The organism is Pseudomonas sp. OTU5201 (assembly GCF_038440135.1).
Lineage (GTDB): Bacteria > Pseudomonadota > Gammaproteobacteria > Pseudomonadales > Pseudomonadaceae > Metapseudomonas > Metapseudomonas resinovorans.
On sequence record NZ_JASATC010000016.1, the window covers coordinates 1 to 17770 of the forward strand.

General features: G+C 60.4%; 17 protein-coding genes, 1 tRNA gene and 1 pseudogene. 7 read left to right on the forward strand and 12 right to left on the reverse strand.

The annotated features are described in order from the left end of the window. Positions 1-146: 146 nt before the first annotated feature. The 5 genes and pseudogenes from AAHM40_RS27260 to AAHM40_RS11955 all read right to left on the reverse strand — a co-directional run bounded on the left by AAHM40_RS27260 (position 147) and on the right by AAHM40_RS11955 (position 6284). Positions 147-860, reverse strand: coding sequence for a methyl-accepting chemotaxis protein (locus AAHM40_RS27260; protein WP_446731565.1), 714 nt, complete (start codon positions 858-860; stop codon positions 147-149). A gap of 144 nt (positions 861-1004) precedes the next feature. Further along, positions 1005-2255 (reverse strand): annotated as a pseudogene (locus tag AAHM40_RS27265) (HAMP domain-containing protein); the annotation flags it as partial. A 171-nt stretch (positions 2256-2426) separates the two neighbouring features. Next, positions 2427-3263: a regulatory signaling modulator protein AmpE gene (gene ampE / locus AAHM40_RS11945; RefSeq protein ID WP_342244835.1), complete on the reverse strand. Its 837-nt coding sequence runs from the start codon at positions 3261-3263 to the stop codon at positions 2427-2429. 15 nt (positions 3264-3278) lie between these two features. Then, positions 3279-3827, reverse strand: a complete 549-nt coding sequence (ampD, locus tag AAHM40_RS11950) for a 1,6-anhydro-N-acetylmuramyl-L-alanine amidase AmpD (protein ID WP_342244836.1) — start codon at positions 3825-3827, stop codon at positions 3279-3281. Positions 3828-4010: 183 nt separating this feature from the next. Continuing rightward, positions 4011-6284, reverse strand: coding sequence for a DUF1631 domain-containing protein (locus AAHM40_RS11955; protein ID WP_342244837.1), 2274 nt, complete (start codon positions 6282-6284; stop codon positions 4011-4013). Between the two features lie 317 nt (positions 6285-6601). Here AAHM40_RS11955 and nadC point away from each other — a divergent pair, with 317 nt between their 5' ends. Both nadC and AAHM40_RS11965 read left to right on the forward strand, forming a co-directional pair. Beyond that, the gene (nadC, locus tag AAHM40_RS11960; protein ID WP_342244838.1) at positions 6602-7450 is read left to right on the forward strand and encodes a carboxylating nicotinate-nucleotide diphosphorylase; all 849 of its coding nucleotides are present in this window, start codon (positions 6602-6604) and stop codon (positions 7448-7450) included. Positions 7451-7820: 370 nt separating this feature from the next. Continuing rightward, on the forward strand, positions 7821-8048 hold the full coding sequence (locus tag AAHM40_RS11965) for a hypothetical protein (protein ID WP_342244839.1): 228 nt from the start codon (positions 7821-7823) through the stop codon (positions 8046-8048). A gap of 87 nt (positions 8049-8135) precedes the next feature. Here the strand turns inward: AAHM40_RS11965 and AAHM40_RS11970 are convergent. From AAHM40_RS11970 to AAHM40_RS11980, 3 genes are all read right to left on the reverse strand, one after another. Continuing rightward, positions 8136-8211 (reverse strand) — tRNA-Thr (locus AAHM40_RS11970). A 69-nt stretch (positions 8212-8280) separates the two neighbouring features. Further along, entirely contained in the window at positions 8281-9981 is a 1701-nt protein-coding gene (locus tag AAHM40_RS11975) for an O-antigen ligase family protein (RefSeq protein ID WP_342244840.1), read from the reverse strand. Between the two features lie 56 nt (positions 9982-10037). Further along, a complete protein-coding gene (locus AAHM40_RS11980) occupies positions 10038-10505 on the reverse strand; it encodes a pilin (RefSeq protein WP_342244841.1) in 468 nt (155 codons plus the stop codon). A gap of 278 nt (positions 10506-10783) precedes the next feature. On the opposite strand from AAHM40_RS11980, the gene pilB reads away from it, so the two are divergent. From pilB to yacG, 5 genes are read left to right on the forward strand one after another with little or no spacing between them, the layout of a single operon-like run. After that, on the forward strand, positions 10784-12490 hold the full coding sequence (gene pilB, locus AAHM40_RS11985) for a type IV-A pilus assembly ATPase PilB (protein ID WP_342244842.1): 1707 nt from the start codon (positions 10784-10786) through the stop codon (positions 12488-12490). 2 nt (positions 12491-12492) lie between these two features. Further along, positions 12493-13710, forward strand: coding sequence for a type II secretion system F family protein (locus AAHM40_RS11990; protein ID WP_342244843.1), 1218 nt, complete (start codon positions 12493-12495; stop codon positions 13708-13710). A gap of 3 nt (positions 13711-13713) precedes the next feature. Then, positions 13714-14586, forward strand: a complete 873-nt coding sequence (locus tag AAHM40_RS11995; protein WP_342244844.1) for a prepilin peptidase — start codon at positions 13714-13716, stop codon at positions 14584-14586. After that, positions 14583-15194 carry a dephospho-CoA kinase gene (gene coaE, locus AAHM40_RS12000; protein WP_342244845.1) on the forward strand — a complete coding sequence of 204 codons (612 nt, stop codon included), beginning with the start codon at positions 14583-14585 and terminating at the stop codon, positions 15192-15194. Before AAHM40_RS11995 ends, coaE begins: the two co-directional genes overlap by 4 nt. Further along, positions 15191-15391, forward strand: coding sequence for a DNA gyrase inhibitor YacG (yacG, locus tag AAHM40_RS12005; protein WP_342244846.1), 201 nt, complete (start codon positions 15191-15193; stop codon positions 15389-15391). Before coaE ends, yacG begins: the two co-directional genes overlap by 4 nt. A gap of 294 nt (positions 15392-15685) precedes the next feature. Here the strand turns inward: yacG and AAHM40_RS12010 are convergent, their stop codons facing one another. The 4 genes from AAHM40_RS12010 to AAHM40_RS12025 form a co-directional block, all read right to left on the reverse strand. Then, on the reverse strand, positions 15686-15901 hold the full coding sequence (locus AAHM40_RS12010; protein ID WP_342244847.1) for a hypothetical protein: 216 nt from the start codon (positions 15899-15901) through the stop codon (positions 15686-15688). 219 nt (positions 15902-16120) lie between these two features. Next, positions 16121-16810: an energy-coupling factor ABC transporter permease gene (locus AAHM40_RS12015; RefSeq protein WP_342244848.1), complete on the reverse strand. Its 690-nt coding sequence runs from the start codon at positions 16808-16810 to the stop codon at positions 16121-16123. After that, positions 16807-17274: an FAD/FMN-containing dehydrogenase gene (locus AAHM40_RS12020; protein ID WP_342244849.1), complete on the reverse strand. Its 468-nt coding sequence runs from the start codon at positions 17272-17274 to the stop codon at positions 16807-16809. The genes AAHM40_RS12015 and AAHM40_RS12020 overlap by 4 nt, the downstream gene beginning before the upstream one ends. A 4-nt stretch (positions 17275-17278) precedes the next feature. Continuing rightward, positions 17279-17701, reverse strand: a complete 423-nt coding sequence (locus AAHM40_RS12025) for a GNAT family N-acetyltransferase (RefSeq protein WP_137821070.1) — start codon at positions 17699-17701, stop codon at positions 17279-17281. Between the last annotated feature and the right edge of the window lie 69 nt (positions 17702-17770).

Sequence of the window (17770 nt, forward strand, 5' to 3'; positions counted from 1 at the left end):
TATGGCCCCGCACCGGGGCCAACCCCAGCTCCTACAAGGCTCTTGGACCTCTCGCAACAGCTAAGAATGAATTCGCCCCACAGAGAACCCATCAGCCAAACATGAAAAAACCCGCCAATTGGCGGGTTGTTTCATTGGGTCGAACCTCAGACGCGGAACGCGCCGATCAGTTGCTTGAGCTGCGCCACCTGGCCGGACAGCTCACGGCTGGCCCGCTCGGTCTGGCTCGCACCGTCGGCAGTGCGCTCACCGGCATGGTTGATCTCGACGATGTTCTGGTCGATATCGTGGGCCACGGCGGTCTGCTGCTCGGCTGCGGCGGCAATCTGCTGGTTCTGGTCGACGATCATGCCCACCGCACCGAGGATGTTCTCCAGCGCCGCCTGCACCTTGCCAGACTGGCTGACGGTGCCATCGGCCATCTGGTGGCTGGCGTTCATCGCCTTCACGGCAGCGCCTACGCCACCCTGAAGCTTGATGATCATCTGCTCGATTTCCTCGGTGGACTGCTGGGTACGCTTGGCCAAGGTCCGTACTTCGTCCGCCACTACGGCAAAGCCGCGGCCTTGCTCACCCGCCCGGGCGGCTTCGATCGCCGCGTTAAGCGCCAGCAGGTTGGTCTGCTCGGCAATGCCCTTGATCACCTCCAGCACGCGGCTGATCGAGGCGCTGTCGGCGGCCAGTTGGTTGATCACGCTCACCGACTGGTCGATCTCGCTAGCCAGGCGCTCGATGCTGCCCAGCTGGGATTCCACCAGGGCGCGGCCGCTGACGGTTTCCTGATTCACGCTCTGCGCACTGTCCACTGCCGCAGCGGCGCTGCGCGCGACTTCTTGTGCGGTGGCCGACATCTCGTTCATGGCCGTGGCGACCTGCTCGATCTGGCTGCGCTGCCCGGCCACGGCCTGATTGCTTTCACCGGAGACCTGCTCCACGCGACCGGCCTGACGTTCCACTTCGGCCACGGTGTGGCCCACCAGCTCGATCAGGTCATGGATCTTCGCCACGGTGCCGTTGAACACGTGGCCCAGTTCGCCCAGCTCATCGCGGCTTTCGGCACGGAAGCTGACGGTCATGTCGCCGCCGGCGACCTGGTCCATCACCTTGCCCAGGCTCTTCAGGGTGGTACGCGTGGAGACGTAGAAGCCGCTATAGAGGTAGACAATGGCGAGGAACACCACTAGCAGGGCCACCACCAGCAGCACGGTCTGCACGCGCTTTTCGGCCAGGCGTTTTTCCAGCTCGACCTTGAGGAAGGCCAGTGCGCCGTCATTGAGCTGATAGGTCTTTTCCAGCGACGCCGTGACCTGGTCATAGAACTGCTGCCAGGGCGTGTCGAGGGTGTCGGCCATGATCACCTTGTCCTCGAACAGCGTGGCGCTCTGCTTGATGGTGTCGCGACTGGCGGCGGTCAGACCATCCAGCGCCTGGTGACCGCGCGGACTGCCGTCGAGGGCATCGGCGATCTTCAGACCGTACTCGGCGTTGAGCTTGTCCAGGTCCAGCAGCAAGTCGTCCAGCTTGGTGCTGGCCGCCGAATTGAGGAAACCCTGGCCGAGCGAATAGGCACCTATGGCGCGCCCCTTGCCGATGGCCATCGTCACTTGCGCAGTGGTAGAGGTGACCAGTTCGGTGAGCTGGCGCACGTCGGCCTGGTCGTCCTGGCTGAGACCGGCCTGGGCGGCAACGAACTTGATGAAGACCTGAGCGTTGCCCAGCAACTTCTCGATCATCGCGCTCTTGCTCTGCAGGGAGGTTTCGCCCTTGGCAGCCTGCAGGGCCGTGATCAGCTCATCGCGCTTGGTGTTGAAGGCTTCGACCTGCTCAGCCTCGGACACCACCGGAGCCAGGCCCTGAAGGGTCGAGAGCAGCTCCTGTTCAAGCGCAGTGACGCGCTTTTCCAGGTCCCCGGCCTGACCCGACTGACCGATCATCGAGTTGATCATGACCAGGTCGTTCAGGCTCTCCAGGTTGCGGCGCACATGCAGGCTGGCACCCAACAGGTCGAGGCTCTGCAGTTCGGAGCGGGTACTGACGAATTGTCGGTAGGAGTCGCGCACCAGATAGAAGTTGGTGATCAACATCGGCAGGAAGAACAGAACACTGATCAGACTGAACTTCATCCCGAAACTGAGGCGGTTCATCAGCGCGATGGCAGGATACAACAGGGTCTTCACGAGACGTCTCCTGTTCTCATTTATTGTTATGGGCGCGCTCTGATCGGCTGACAGGATTCGGCCAGGGCCTCGCAGCATCCCCACACTGCTTGGCGATCGCCCGGATCAGTCAGATGCTTCTGTGAGCAATGTCCTAAAACTCTGGCGCGCTGATCTGTGTACCCGATATCGGCAGGAGTTTCTGTAACTAAAGGTTAAGCAAGGCGAGACCCGCCCGACGGCAGCGCCGGGCGGGCGATGAAGCAGAACTCAGAACAGCAGGGCCCAGACGGCAAAACCGGCGTACCACAGCACCGCAGCGCGAACCAGCAGTTGCCAGAGGGCATCCAGCGTCGCCACCCCGGCGTCACCCGTGGCGGGCTCCGGCAGCTCGGCAGCAGCGCGGCCAGCCAGTTCGATGTAGCGCCGCGCGGGGATCTCCCAGCTCAGCAGTTCGTGAAGCAGCACGCGGCTGACCCCGACGAAATTCCCCACCAGCGAGAAGCTGGCCGCCAGCACCCGTGCCGGCAGCCAGTCGAAGGCGTGGCGAATCATCGCCGCTTGCTCGCGCAATGCCGGCGTGCCGGCTTTCTCGGAAGCCAACGCGAGCAACCGGTAGGCCAGCGCCGCCACCGGACCGAGCAGCGCATACCAGAAGATCACCGCGAAGAAGCCCTGATAGGCCTGCCAGAGCTGATAGCCCTGCACCTGCTGCAGGAGATCGTCGCCCTCATCCGCCTCCAGGCCGAGATCGCGTTCGGCGACGTGATAGGCACCCTGGGTATCGCCACGCCGCCAGGCATCGCGGAAGGGCCCCAGATCGGCCAGCACATCGCCGCGCCCCAGGCTGTAGATGATCACCAGCAAATGCACCGGCAGGGCCATCCAGCCATAGGCCAACGGCTCCAGCGCCTGCAGCACCAGCGCCAGGAGCACCAGGGGCAACAGCACCAGCAACGCCAGGATCGCCCAGGGGCGCTCGCTCATGCGCGGGTTGGCTTCGGCCTTGGCCAGCTCACGCAGCCAGAAGCCGTCCTGCTGGATATGCCGGCGCCAGGCGGAGAATTTCTCGATCCAGAGCACCAGCAACAACACCAGAAAATACATGGGTCCCTCCTCGTTCTATCGTGCGAACGCGCCACGCAGGCGCGCCCAATCGAATGCAGGCCCGGGGTCGGTCTTGCGCCCCGGGGCGATATCGCTATGACCGCAGATGCGCTCCGGCGTGATGGCCGGATAGGCGCGACGCAGTTGCTCCACCAATGCGATCAGCGCAGCGTACTGAGGTTCCGTGAACGGCAGATCATCGGTGCCTTCCAGTTCGATTCCCAGGGAAAAATCGTTGCAGTTCTCCCGCCCCTCGAACAGGGAAACACCCGCGTGCCACGCGCGCTCATTGCAAGAGACGAACTGGGTAACAGCACCATTACGCTCGATGAGGAAATGTGCGGACACCTTGAGATCGCGAATGCCCTCGAAGTAGGGGTGTTCGGCGGGATCGAGGCGATTCTGGAAGAACGCCTGCACCTTGCCCGTGCCGAACTGCGCGGGCGGCAGGCTGATGTTGTGGATCACCAGCAGGGACACTTCCCCCTGCGGGCGACAGTTGAAGTTGGGCGATGGGCAGTGGCTGATGCCCTGGCACCAACCGGATGCGGGGTCCAGCTGCATGTTGGCTCCTTGGTCTGCCGCCCACTTTAGGCGCAGTGGAGCCATTTTAGCGAGTGGCGCAACCGGGAGCGGCAATTGCCTCCGCTTTGAGTGTGTGGGATGGGTGGAGTGGAGCGATACCCATCGACCACAAGCGACGGGTATCGCAGGCTCCACCCATCCTACTGAACCGTGCTGTCGAGCTCAGGCGCCCTTGAGCCGACGCAGGTTGCCGATCACCGATTCCAGCGCGCGGTCGAACAGCAAGGCATCGTCCAGCAGGCGGATCGCATTGCGGCGGAACTCCACGGCCAGGCCCATGCGGGTCTTTTCCAGCACTTTCATGCCGGTGCGGTTGACGAAGATGTACTTGCCCGTGGGTTTGATCAGTGCCGCCAGCTTGCAGCGCAGCTTGTGCTCGTCGTCTTCCTGGAACTCGACCCAGCTCCCCACGCGAAGGTTGTCGACAAAGCCAAGAGCCTCGTCATCATCTGCCAGCGAAACTTCAGGCTCCTGTGCTTGAGCCTCGCCGGGCGCGACCAGGACGATTTCTTCCACGACCGCCACCATGGCCGGCGCGGACTCATCTTCCGGCTCGGCGTGGTCCAGCAGATCAAGCAACAGGGGCGGCGACTCCTGGCTGTTGTCAGCAACCACCTCTACCGGCTCGGGCTTGCGGAAACGCTGGAAGCCCTGAACGTGCAGGGCCTCCAGTTGGCTGAAGAACTCGCTGGTGGAGAAGGGATCGAACGCGGCGCTGGCCAGGCCATCGCGCAGGGACTTGAGCAGCCCCGGCACCAGCTCCAGCAAGCGCGCACGGGCTTCCGGCGCGTCGTGGGACTCCACGCTCCAGATCAGGTCGTCCATGGTCTGCAGGGCAGACTGCCATTCGGCCGACTCAACACCGTGCTTGAGGCAGCTCAGCAACAGCACCTTGCTCCAGGCTTCCTGCAGCAGGCGCACCACCACTTCCGGCAGGGTGCGGCCCAGCAGGCGCTGGTTGAGCGCGTCTTCCACCTGCCTGCGAGCCAGTTCGGCCTTGGCGCGGCCTTCCTCGGCATCACGCGTGCGCTGCTCCAGCAGCTCGCTGCGACGACGCTCGTCACCGGCATAGGCCAGGAACTCGGCGAGCAGTTCAGAGAAAATTGCCGGGTCGTCGACGAAATCGTTCAGCAGGCGTTGCACCACCTGCTCGATGCGATGGTAGAGACTGTCGCGCTGGGCTTCGTCCTGCTCTACCCAACCGAGGGCGGCAGAAGCGATCTCGTTGAGCAGGCGGCGAGCCGGGTGACTGCCACGGCTGAAGAAGGTCTTGTCCAGCAGGGCGACCTTGAGCATCGGAATCTGCATGCGGCCGATGAGAGCCTTGAGCGAATCCGGCAGGGTGCGGTCGTCGAGGATGAACTCGAAGAGCATGGACACGAGGTTTATGACGTCATCGTCGACCTGTCCGACCACCCGCGCCCGACCACTGCGGGCGCTGGCGCGAGTGAGCAGCTGGTCGAGGCTCATCCGCAGGTCGTAGTCATCGTTGTGTTGCTGAGGCAGGTGCTGCTGCAGATGCGACAACAGACGCATCAGATCGATGCTGCTGACCGGAACCGCATCGGCGGGATGCTCCCGGCGCGGCAATGCTGTGCCGCGAACCTGCGACAGCAAATCCTGGAGCACGCCAAAGACTTCCTGCACGCCCTCTTCGGTCACCTGGCCACCGCCAGCCGCGTTACCGGGCTGGGCTTGGCGCCCCGTGGCGCTGGAACGCTCCGCCTGGCGCCGCGCCGGTGCCGAGCGCAGGTCCGGAAGCACGCCAACGGTGACCAGAAGCTGGTTGGCTTCGGCGTAGATCTGGTCCAGCTCGGTGAGGACGTACTTCTCGAACAGCTTGAGGATGATCAGCTTGACCTTGATCTCTACCCCGAGGCTACGGCATGCGTCGAGGAAGGCCTCGCAGAGCGGGCGCGGGCCCAGCGGGTTGGATTTGTCTTCGATCTTCTTGCTGACAAGGGTGTTGAAACGCGCAGTGAGATGGCCGAGGGCGATGCCGTCGTGATTCATCACCTTGGCGACCATGGCGTCCAGCGCCACGGCTTCCTCAAGTTCGTCGTTCTGCACCAGGGACAGGCTGTCGAAGGACACCGCGTCCAGTTGCGGCGCCTTGCCTATCTCGTACTGATTGAGGGAGGAGAAAGACTCCAAGACCTTCTGCAGAAAGGTCCGCTCGATGCTCTTGCGCTTCAGCCGCAGGTCGCGCATTGCCTCGAAGAAGGCATTTTGCTCGGCATTGCTGGTGGCGCGGTCCGCCATCTCGAAGAGGGTGTCGTCCGCATTGTCGAACAGCACCTGAAGCGCCTGCTTCAGCTGCAGGGCCACTTTGTCGCGCACCTGGATCAAGGCCACGGGCAGCCTTCCTACCGGCGAGGTTGGCGATTGCTGGGCGGCCCCCTTGTTCAGCGGCACCACCTTAGCGTCGGTCTGCATCACGAGCCTCCCGCAGGCCGCGCCCTTGCAAAGAGCCTATCGGACCGCAAATCGATCATTGGGAGTCATCCATAACGTCAATCAACTGGCGTCAAAAATAGAAATTTCCGATGCCATTATATGGATGATGCTGTGACAACCAAGCGGAGATTTCCTACAGACATGAATCAAGTCACAGATGTAGGGATTTCGGCCAACCGACGCACAACGATCCACTCCTGACTATCTAGCAGAAAGCGTAAGGCCGTTGTTCATCGGCACTGCGCCAGTCGTCGGCAGCCTTTATAATCGCCGCCATCCTGCCTGCGGAGCCCACCATGCCCAACCTTCTCCTCGCTGACCTCACCGCTGAAATCGAGGCCAACGTACGCACCGCCCTCCAGGAAGACATCGGCAGCGGCGACATCACCGCCCAGCTCATTCCCGAAGAGCGCCAGGCCCGCGCCACCGTAATCACCCGCGAGGCAGCCATCATCAGCGGCACCGCCTGGGTGAACGAGGTGTTCCGCCAACTCGACCCACGCGTGAACGTGGAGTGGCAGGTACAGGACGGCCAGCACGCCGACGCCAACCAGGCCCTCTTCCACCTCGAAGGCCCGGCCCGCGCCCTGCTCAGCGGCGAGCGCAGCGCCCTGAACTTCCTCCAGTGCCTGTCGGCCGTCGCCACCCGCGTCGGCCACTATGTGGAACTGGTCAAAGGCACCCAGGTGAACCTCCTCGACACGCGCAAGACCCTGCCCGGCCTGCGCCTGGCGCAGAAGTACGCCGTGACCTGCGGCGGCGGCCACAACCACCGCATCGGCCTGTACGACGCCTTCCTCATCAAGGAAAACCACATCGCAGCCTCCGGCGGCATCGCCCAGGCCATCCAGGCCGCCCACCGCATCGCCCCCGGCAAGCCGGTGGAAGTCGAAGTGGAAAGCCTGGACGAACTCCAGCAGGCACTGGATGCCGGCGCCGACATCATCATGCTCGACGAACTCAGCCTCGACGACATGCGCACCGCCGTCACCCTCACCAACGGCCGCGCCAAACTCGAAGCCTCCGGCGGCATCAACGAAACCACCCTGCGCACCATCGCCGAGACGGGCGTCGACTACATCTCCATTGGCACCCTGACCAAAGACGTCAAGGCTATCGACCTGTCGATGCGGCTGAGCCTCTAAAGCCCACCTCGCCGAAACCCGGGCGTTGCCATGCGCCCCGGGCAAGGCTATGGTGCGGCCGTTCTGGCAAATTCCAGAACCGGGCGTCGCGGCCCGAAATGCAAAAGGCGCACAAGCGCCGACCATCCGATTGCCGGCGCTTTTTTGTGCCTGCAACGTCGTGTCATGGCGGCTGTGCGCGGGAGACCGAAAGGTCTGCCGGGTTCCTTTTGCCCCGGTCCGCGAACCCGTGCACAGCTGCCACCCCAAATCGTTTCGCGGCGATTCGTGGCAGCTCCCAAGCAAAAGGAGCTTTGACCATGCACAACCGCATACCTGCAAGGAATGCACGCACCTCCACCCCGAATCAAAAGACTGCTGGAGGTGGACAATGAACACCTTCGCCCGCATCGCCGACCTCCAGGGCGACCGCCTCCTGACGGCCAGCTACGCCCTCAACACCATCGCCGACCTCCTGGGCTGCGACGGCCTCGAACACCACCTGAGCGACAAGGACCTGAAAGGCCTGCACCACGCCGTCAAGACCCTCTCGGACCTGATGAAGTGCTCGGCCATGGACCTGTACAACGCTGCGGAAAAAGTGGGCAGAAAAGACTGAGAAGCGAGCAGCCCGCCGCCACGCAGCGAGCAAATCCGCGAAAAACAAAAAGCCCCGCAGAACCTGCGGGGCTTTTTGCTTGGATCATGGTGCCGGTAAGAGGAATCGAACCCCCGACCTTCTCATTACGAATGAGCTGCTCTACCGACTGAGCTACACCGGCGGCGGACGAAGGCTAGCACTACTAGTTATGCCAATCAATTGTAACCTATGCGAAGGTTCGGCCGCCTGCTTACTTCGAACATTCCGCCGGGATATCCAACCGATAGTAATCAACGCCCGGGAAACCCGCCCTCCGATCAGACTCTATTTTATCGATGTAATCATCCGCCACATCTGGCCAGTGATAGCGAATCCGAGCTTTCAGATAGGTATCCGGTAACTCGGGATACGCCGCATATCTCGACTTAAGCACACTGGAGGTCAGATCAAACTTTCCATCCGCCAGAGCCATCAGCGCCACGCGCTCCAAATAGGGATATAAAGGCTCTCGCTGGGCCATGTACATGGCTTGGCACAACTTGTAACCCGCCTCTGGCCCCCCATCGGGGATCAGGTACTCGATTAGCAATCTGTCCGCCGACCAGGCCAACGCGGGGTTCAGGCTCACCGAGAGCAAGTCCACCATTCGATCAACATTCACCTTCATCTGTCGATCAACGGTTCGGTAACCAAGCGTCCGGGTGTAATCGTAGGAAACTAGGACTAGCACCATCAGCGCGCCCCCCGCTCCCAGCCTAATGGAAGCTGCCTTGTACCCGCCTGCGCTGCCCATCCTGGCCAAACCGACAAGGGCCACGAACAGAAGTAAGAAGTTCATGTACCACAATGGATACTCGAGAAGACTGTGCACCACGAGGAAGATCAAGCAGATCGCAAAGCACACCCTGTCCAGATCAGCGCGAAGTGCGACGTACAGCATCCTCGCACCCAGCAAAAACCCAGCAAACAGCAGGGGAACTGCTAGAAAGCCGAACTCGACCAACAACTGCATCACTATGCTATGAGAATGCGACCAAGTAATCCGACTCCCTACTCCCGCATCCAATTGATACACGAAGCTGGCCTGTGCATAGTTACCAAAACCAACCCCCAAGGGATGGTCCATCAGTATCCGCAATCCTTTTAGCCACTCCCCCACCCTTGGCGCGTCACCAGTTATCGTTATCCGCGAGGCGCCACCCTCACCACCGAAAAGGGAAATGAACTGGAATGTGACTAAGGCGATTAAGAAGCTCAAAAAAAGAAAGCAGAAGCGCTCCAACTGGCGCTCCGTCGGCTGCACCCTTCTCAACCAGGCCAACACAAGCACAACGAGAAGGGCGTCGAGCAGCACCATCCTTGAGCCTGCGATGGCCAGCAGGAATGCGGTAACAGCCAACCCCCCGACAACTAGCCAGCTTTTAATGGCATAGCGCACAGCCACCGCACACAAAACGCAGGAAAAAATTAATAAATACGTAGAATAAAGATTCCTCTGAGCAATATTTCCATAAACCCTTCCGGAAGAATGGATAAACACGTTACCGAACCACGCAGTAACTTCAAAGTATTGCGCCAATCCGATCAGAACGGATACACCACCGCCGAATAAAATCCCCAACTGTAAACCCAGCGAGAAACGCTCTTTTGAAACGGAATCAAGAGCTTCAATTCCGGCCAGAAAAAAAGCAAAAAACATAGTCACCAGAGCCGGAATCACCCATACATCATAATAATATGAGCGCATTACAAACCCAGAGACCAGCATCGACATCGAAACCAACATCAATAACAGGCATTCAAGCCCGAAGCCAAACTTTCGAAAACCAAAAATAAGTGCCAGAAGAGCCAATCCAATCGCAGCAGCATCAGGAAAGAAGTCACCATTCGGAAAGAATCTGAATGGCAGTATGAATGGCACGCTGGAAATTAGAAGACCTAAACCAAACAAGCTCTACCCCCAAAAAAATAAGGGCGAGATAATTCCCGCCCTTATCACCGCACTGCTTACTTAGTCTTGCACCAACCCTTCGTTACACAGTTACCGGAAGCTGTCCAGTTGATCACGCCACCGCCAGTGTGGTTCGGAGTCAAAATAAAAGTATCGCCAGCAACAAAACCATTTGCAGCCTTCGGAGTGACAGTAATTACACCAAGGGTAGTCATTGCAATAGCGTTATACTGCGCATTAGCCGGAGCGGAACCACTAGAAACATCTGCAGGAACCGACAGTTCAGCGCGACTAACCGAGTTGGTGGGAATGTTAAGAGTAATGCCGTCAGCAGCGAGACATTTGCCGCCCTGCACACACTCAGACACGCCCAGTTTGAAGGGCGCAGTTGCAACAACCATCTCGGAAGCGCGAGCACGCTTGGTGTAGTCTTGGTAGGCTGGCAGCGCAATGGCGGCCAGAATGCCGATAATCGCAACCACGATCATCAGTTCAATCAGCGTAAAACCCTTTTGAGCCTTCATAGTTCGTCCTCGAAATGTAATAGGCTAGTTGCCTGCGACAGCACAAGCATGAGGCGTGCCAATACGCACCAAAAGGCGAGAAGGCTGCGGCAAGAGCAACAAACACAATGGTTTAAGTCTTTGATTCGACTTACACGACCAGCAGCAAAGCCGAACTTGCCCAGCGCCCTATCCGAGCCACTATCTGCCATTTTTTGTCACCCCCCATGACTGCATTTGGCGCCGCTGATCAACTACGTTATAAGGCAAGGTCACAACCGGCAGACTGATTCTTCCTCATGAACGAGACCGCTCCCACGCTATCCGGCCTGGCCAAACAACTGGTGCAGACCAACCTCCTCGATGAGCGGAGCGCCCTGCAGGCCCACACCCAGGCGCAGCGCAACAAGATTCCGCTGATCACCTACCTGGTGCAGAACAAGTTGCTGAAAAGCCGCGACCTGGCCGAGATGGCGGCGGAACAGTTCGGAGTAGCCTTTCTCGATCTGTCCAGCATTGACAAAGAGTCCCAACCGAAGGAACTGGTCAGCGAAAAGCTGATTCGCCAGCACCGTGCCCTCCCCCTCTGGCGCCGGGGAAACAAGCTGTTCGTGGGGATTTCCGACCCGACCAACCATCAAGCCGTCACCGATATCCAGTTCAGTACCGGCCTCACGACCGAGGCCATCCTGGTCGAGGACGATAAGCTGGGCGATGCCATCGAGAAGTTCTTCGACTCCGCCAATAGCGGCATGGAGGACCTTGGGGACGTCGACCTGGATGGTGTGGATGTCGAGGCGGTAGATGACGACAAGAAGGACAGCCCCGGCGGCGTGGATGCCGACGACGCGCCCGTGGTGCGCTTCGTCAACAAGATGCTGCTGGACGCGATCCGCGGCGGCTCCTCGGACCTGCACTTCGAGCCCTACGAGCGTTCCTACCGGGTGCGCTTCCGTACCGACGGCATGCTGCATGAGGTGGCCAAGCCGCCGATCCAGTTGGCCAGCCGCATCTCCGCGCGCTTGAAGGTGATGGCCGCGCTGGATATTTCCGAGCGCCGCAAGCCGCAGGATGGGCGGATCAAGATGAAGCTTTCCAAGACGAAATCCATCGACTTCCGCGTCAACACTCTGCCAACCCTCTGGGGCGAGAAGATCGTGATGCGCATTCTCGACCCCACCAGCGCGCAAATGGGCATCGACGCCCTGGGTTACGAGGAGGATCAAAAGGAGCTGTACCTGGCCGCTCTGAAGCAGCCTCAGGGCATGATCCTGGTCACCGGCCCCACCGGTTCCGGCAAGACGGTATCACTCTACACCGGCATCAATATCCTCAACACCGTGGACATCAACATCTCCACTGCCGAAGACCCCGTGGAGATCAACCTGGAAGGCATCAACCAGGTCAACGTCAACCCGAAGCAGGGCCTGGACTTCGCCCAGGCCCTGCGCGCCTTCCTGCGCCAGGACCCGGACGTGATCATGGTGGGTGAAGTTCGTGACCTGGAAACCGCCGAAATCGCCATCAAGGCCGCCCAGACCGGTCACATGGTGTTGTCCACCCTGCACACCAACAGTGCGGCGGAAACCTTGACCCGCCTAAGAAATATGGGCGTGCCGGCCTTTAACATCGCCACTTCGGTCAACCTGATCATCGCCCAGCGCCTGGCACGCAAATTGTGTAGCCATTGCAAAAAGGAAGTGGACGTTCCGCGCGAGGTGCTGGTCAAGGAAGGCTTTCCCGAGGCCAAGATCGGCACATTCAAGCTCTATGGGCCGGTCGGCTGCGAGAATTGCAACCAGGGTTACAAGGGCCGTGTGGGTATTTATGAAGTGGTTAAAATCACGCCGGCCATGCAGCAGCTTATTATGGAAGAAGGCAACTCCATCCAGATCGCCCAGCAGGCGCGCCGCGATGGCTTCAATGACCTGCGAACCTCCGGCCTGGTAAAAGCCATGAATGGCATTACCAGCTTGGAGGAAGTCAACCGCGTGACCAAGGATTAACCATGGCGGAAAAAGCGCTGAAAACAAGTACCTTCGCCTGGGAAGGTACGGACAAGAAAGGCAGCAAGGTCAGGGGCGAGCTGAGTGGCCAGAACCCAGCGCTGGTGAAGGCACAACTGCGCAAGCAGGGTATCAACCCCACCAAGGTACGCAAGAAATCTACTTCTCTGCTCAGCGCAGGGAAGAAGATCAAGCCCCTGGATATCGCCCTGTTCACCCGCCAGTTGGCCACCATGATGAAGGCGGGTGTCCCCCTGATGCAGTCGTTCGACATCATCGGTGAAGGCTTCGAAAAGCCGGCAATGCGCACGCTGGTGAACGAGGTCAAGCAGGAGGTTTCCTCAGGCAACAGCCTCGCCAACTCCCTGCGAAAGAAACCGGAATACTTCGACGAACTGTATTGCAACCTGGTGGACTCTGGCGAGCAGGCGGGCGCCCTGGAAACTCTGCTCGACCGCATCGCCACCTACAAGGAAAAGACTGAGGCACTGAAGGCCAAGATAAAGAAAGCGATGAATTACCCAATCGCCGTAATTATTGTGGCAATCATAGTTTCAGCGATTCTTTTGATCAAAGTTGTGCCGCAGTTCCAATCTGTTTTTGCCAACTTTGGTGCAGAGCTTCCTGCGTTCACCAGAATGGTAATCAGCCTTTCTGAGTTACTACAAAAATGGTGGTTCATCGTTCTGGCTGGGTTCTTCGTCTTTGGCTATGCCATACAACAAGCACACAAGAAATCTCCAAAATTCCGAGACTGGGTCGATCACACAGTGCTTAAACTCCCAGTAGTGGGCGATATTCTTTATAAGTCGGCGGTGGCCCGCTTCGCACGAACGCTTGCAACAACCTTCGCTGCTGGTGTTCCACTGGTCGACGCACTGGACTCCGTAGCTGGCGCCAGTGGCAACGTCGTTTTCAAGGAAGCAGTGCTCAAGGTCAAGTCTGACGTTTCCACTGGCATGCAATTGAACTTCTCCATGAAGACGACAGGCGTCTTCCCCTCCATGGCCGTGCAGATGACCGCCATCGGCGAGGAGTCGGGCGCGCTGGATGAGATGCTCGACAAGGTCGCCAGCTTCTATGAAGCCGAAGTGGACAACGCCGTCGACGGCCTTACCGCCCTCATGGAGCCTATGATTATGGCTGTTCTCGGCGTACTGGTCGGCGGTCTGATCATTGCCATGTACCTGCCCATCTTCCAACTCGGAAACGTCGTCTAAACCATGCAGTTGATCGAGTTTCTGGCCAGCCATGCGCTGGCCTTTGTTTTCTGCGCGCTGCTGCTTGGCCTGCTGCTGGGCAGCTTCCTCAATGTGGTGATCCACCGCCTGCCGCAGATGATGCTGCGCGACTGGCAGGAGCAGGCCCGCGAGGTGCTGAGCCTGCCGGCCGAGCCAAAGGGGCCGGTGTTCAACCTGATCCTGCCGAATTCCCGCTGCCCGCAGTGCAGCCATGAGATTCGCGCCTGGGAAAACATCCCGCTGGTGAGTTACCTGGCGCTGGGCGGCAAGTGTTCTTCCTGCAAGGCGCCCATCAGCAAGCGCTACCCGCTGGTGGAGTTGGCGTGCGGTCTGTTGTCGGCCTATGTGGCCTGGCATTTTGGCTTTAACTGGCAGGCCGGTTCCTTTCTGGTGCTGACCTGGGGCCTGCTGGCGATGAGCCTGATCGACGTCGACCACCAGTTGCTGCCCGATGTGCTGGTCCTGCCGCTGCTGTGGCTGGGGCTGATTCTCAATAGCCAGGGCCTGTTTACCAGCCTGGAGGATGCACTCTGGGGCGCGGTGGCTGGCTATTTGAGCCTGTGGTCGGTGTACTGGCTGTTCAAGTTGGTAACGGGCAAAGAGGGCATGGGGCACGGCGACTTCAAGCTGCTGGCGATGCTCGGCGCCTGGGGTGGCTGGCAGGTCTTGCCGCTGACCATCCTGCTGTCGTCCCTGGTGGGCGCCGTGCTGGGCCTGATCATGCTGCGCCTGCGTAATCAGGACACGGCCACCCCCATCCCCTTCGGTCCCTATCTGGCGCTTGCCGGCTGGATTGCACTGCTCTGGGGTGATCAAATAACGGCGACCTATTTGCAGTTCGCCGGTTTCAAATGAACAAACCCTGGATTCTTGGCCTTACAGGCGGCATCGGTAGCGGTAAAAGCGCCGTCGCAGCCCATTTCAGCGAGCTTGGTGTGCATCTGGTGGATGCCGACCAGGCTGCGCGCTGGGTAGTGGAGCCCGGCCGCCCTGCCCTGGCGAAGATCGCCGAGCATTTCGGCAGCGACATGCTGCAGGCTGACGGCCAATTGGACCGCGCCGCGCTGCGCCAGCGCATCTTCGAGAACGCGGACGAGCGCCGCTGGCTGGAAAGCCTGCTGCATCCGCTGATTGGCCAGGAGATCAGCCAGTACCTGGCGCGCGCAGAGTCCCCTTACGCCATTCTCGTCTCGCCGCTGCTGGTCGAGTCCGGCCAGCATCGCTTTACCCAGCGCGTGCTGCTGGTCGATGCGCCGGAGATCGCGCAGGTTCAGCGCACCATGCAACGCGACAAGGTGCCTGAAGAGCAGGTCCAAGCCATATTGAAGGTACAAGCCAGCCGTGAAGAACGGCTGAAGCATGCCCATGACGTGCTGCTGAACGACCGCGACCTGAACTGGCTGCGCGCCGAAGTGGAGCGTCTGCATAACTTCTACCTGACCCTGCGAGGAGGCCAGCCATGAGCCAACCCGTCACTGTGGAGTGCCCGACTTGCGGCGCTCCGGTGGAATGGGGCCCGCAAAGCCCGTCCCGTCCTTTCTGCTCCGAACGCTGCAAGCTGATTGATCTGGGGGCCTGGGCCGCCGAAGAACATGCGATTCCCGGCAACAATACGGAAGACGAACTTTTCTCCGGCGACCTGCCGCCGCGCGAGCACTGATTTGAACGTGGGAAACCACGTCCCTGGGGCGTGGTCATGAGTCACCGGCTCTGCCTGTGACGATTGAAATGCACCGATTAGCAGGATGAAGTCGGGGTTTCTGCAGGAGCGAGGGACGCCGAGTTCTTGCTCGCGAAAGATCATGCTCGGATTGTTCGCGAGCAAGCTCGCTCCTACACGTTCGGCGGTGAGTCGGTAGCCCGGATGAAATCCGGGGAAAGTCCAACCGCCGCTCCCGGATTTCATCCGGGCTACGATTTGCCAGCCGGCTCCGAGACGCTCCCTACACCGCCCTCAAGGGCGCATGAAACCGTAGTCCCGCTCCGGGTCGAGGTTGTCCGCCAGGAAGGTCAGTTCCTGGGCCAGATCATCTGCCGGGCGCAGCGTTGCACTGCGTTCGACGACGGCACTCAGCAGGGCGCGTAGCGCCAACTCGTCACTGAAACCGTCGCGTTTTGCTGCCTCCAGGCTCTGCTCCAGGGCGGTTCTTGCCCAGTCGTGAATCCCCATGTCGTCTTCCCCTCATGTTGGTGGATGGAAACGCTATGTCTGCGTTAGCTGTTGCGAGCGATTTACCCTCCGGCCAAGAGCCTTGTAGGAGCTGGCTACGACGCGTAACGCAGACATAGCCGATGGAAAAGCGCCATCCACGCTACGAAACCGAGCGGCATGAGTTCCTTGACGCAAATCAGGTGTCAGCCGGGGATAAGGCGGGCGAATCCCGGGTGATCAACGCGGCGTGTCGTCATCCTTCCAGGGCGCCTGGAGGTAACGGGTGCGGTTGAAGGTCTCCAGCCAATCCGGGCAAAACACCACCAGGGCGGTCACGGCCGTGCCGTTGATAAAGGCTTCCGGGAACATCACCAGCCAGAGGTAGCCAATGAAATCCTCCAGCCAGGGCGGCATGGGGAAGACGCCATCCATCCACAGCAGGCCCAGCCCGACCAGCACGCAGAGCAGCGCCGCCAGGGCCGCCGGAAAGAATCCGCAGCAGAAGATGTACACGAACAGGTTGCGGGGCTGGTAATGCTCGACCCATTTCGCGCACAGCTCGGTGACCAGCACGGGCAACAGCACCAGGAGGGCGCCGTTGACGCCGAGAGCGGCCAGGTCTTGCTTGCCCAGCATCAATAGCGCCACCTGTGCAGCCAGGCCGCTCAGCACCGCCAGCGGCCAATCCAGCAATAGGGTTACGGCGGTCATGCCGATGAAGTGGTAGGACACCCCCGAGTCGAAGTCCCGTCGCATCAGCCAAAGCAGGAAGACCACCAGCACCGTGCCGAACAGCAGGTGTTGCCGACGGGAATCGCTGAACAGCTCGACCCAGGGTGCGCGCCATATCGCCCAGGCTATGGCCGGCAGGTAGATGGCCCAACCGAGCGAAAGGGATTCCGTGGACAGGAGTTCAGCGGCAATCACGGCGCCAGTGACTCCAGGGCGGCACGAAGCGCCGCGGCATCACTGAATTCCTTCTGCTCCGTAAGCGTGCCGTGATCAAGCCGCAGCCAGAGCACACGGGACGCCTCCCCCGGATAGCGGCTGGCGACGCGGGATTCACGGTCCAGCAGGACGCGATAGTGGTAGTCACGCATGGCGGGCACGGCGAACATCGAAGAGACCAGCGAAGGCATACGGCTGATATCGGCCACGAACACCGCATGGCGGGCTTCGAGATAGCCCTTGGGCTGGCCCTCCAGAGCGGCCTTGACCAGCTTGTTGCCGTCCATGTCGCGGGCGACCAGCAGCACCTGCAATCCATCATCCAGGCTGTACGGCTGGTCGTATTGGTCCAGCAAGGTCCAGGGTGACAGTCGCTCACCTACCTCTAACGCATGGCTGAAGGTAGCCAGCAGGTAAAGCATCAAGCCAAGGCAGATCCGCATCGAATCAGTCTCCAGTGGTCGAGTAAACCCGAATGTCCTCACGCTCCGACCAGCCCCGCTGCATGTGCCAGAAGGCCAGCGCCTCGGGCGCATCCTCCAGGACGAACACGTGGGACTTGCGGATACCCAGAATTGCCAGGCGTCGCAGCGCCTCCTGCAGCAAGGCCCGGGCCCAGCCCTTGCCGCGAAATGGCCCGTCGACCACCAGGTGCTGCAGGTAGCCTCGGCGCCCGTCATGCCCGACCAACAGGCTACCGGCTACCCGACCATGATCGTCCTCGAGCAGTAGGCAGAGATCGGGATTGCGCTGCAGATACGCGCAGAAGGGCTCCAGCTCATCCTCCGCGCGCAATCGGATTCCCGGCGTGCGGCGCCACAGCTCGAGCAGGGCGGTATGGTCGGCGGCAGTGATGGGGCGAATGCGCATCGTGGACTCCCGGCAGGTCTTGAAAGTTTACACCGCGCCAGCATCAGGCAACCTGCGCGCATTTGTCGC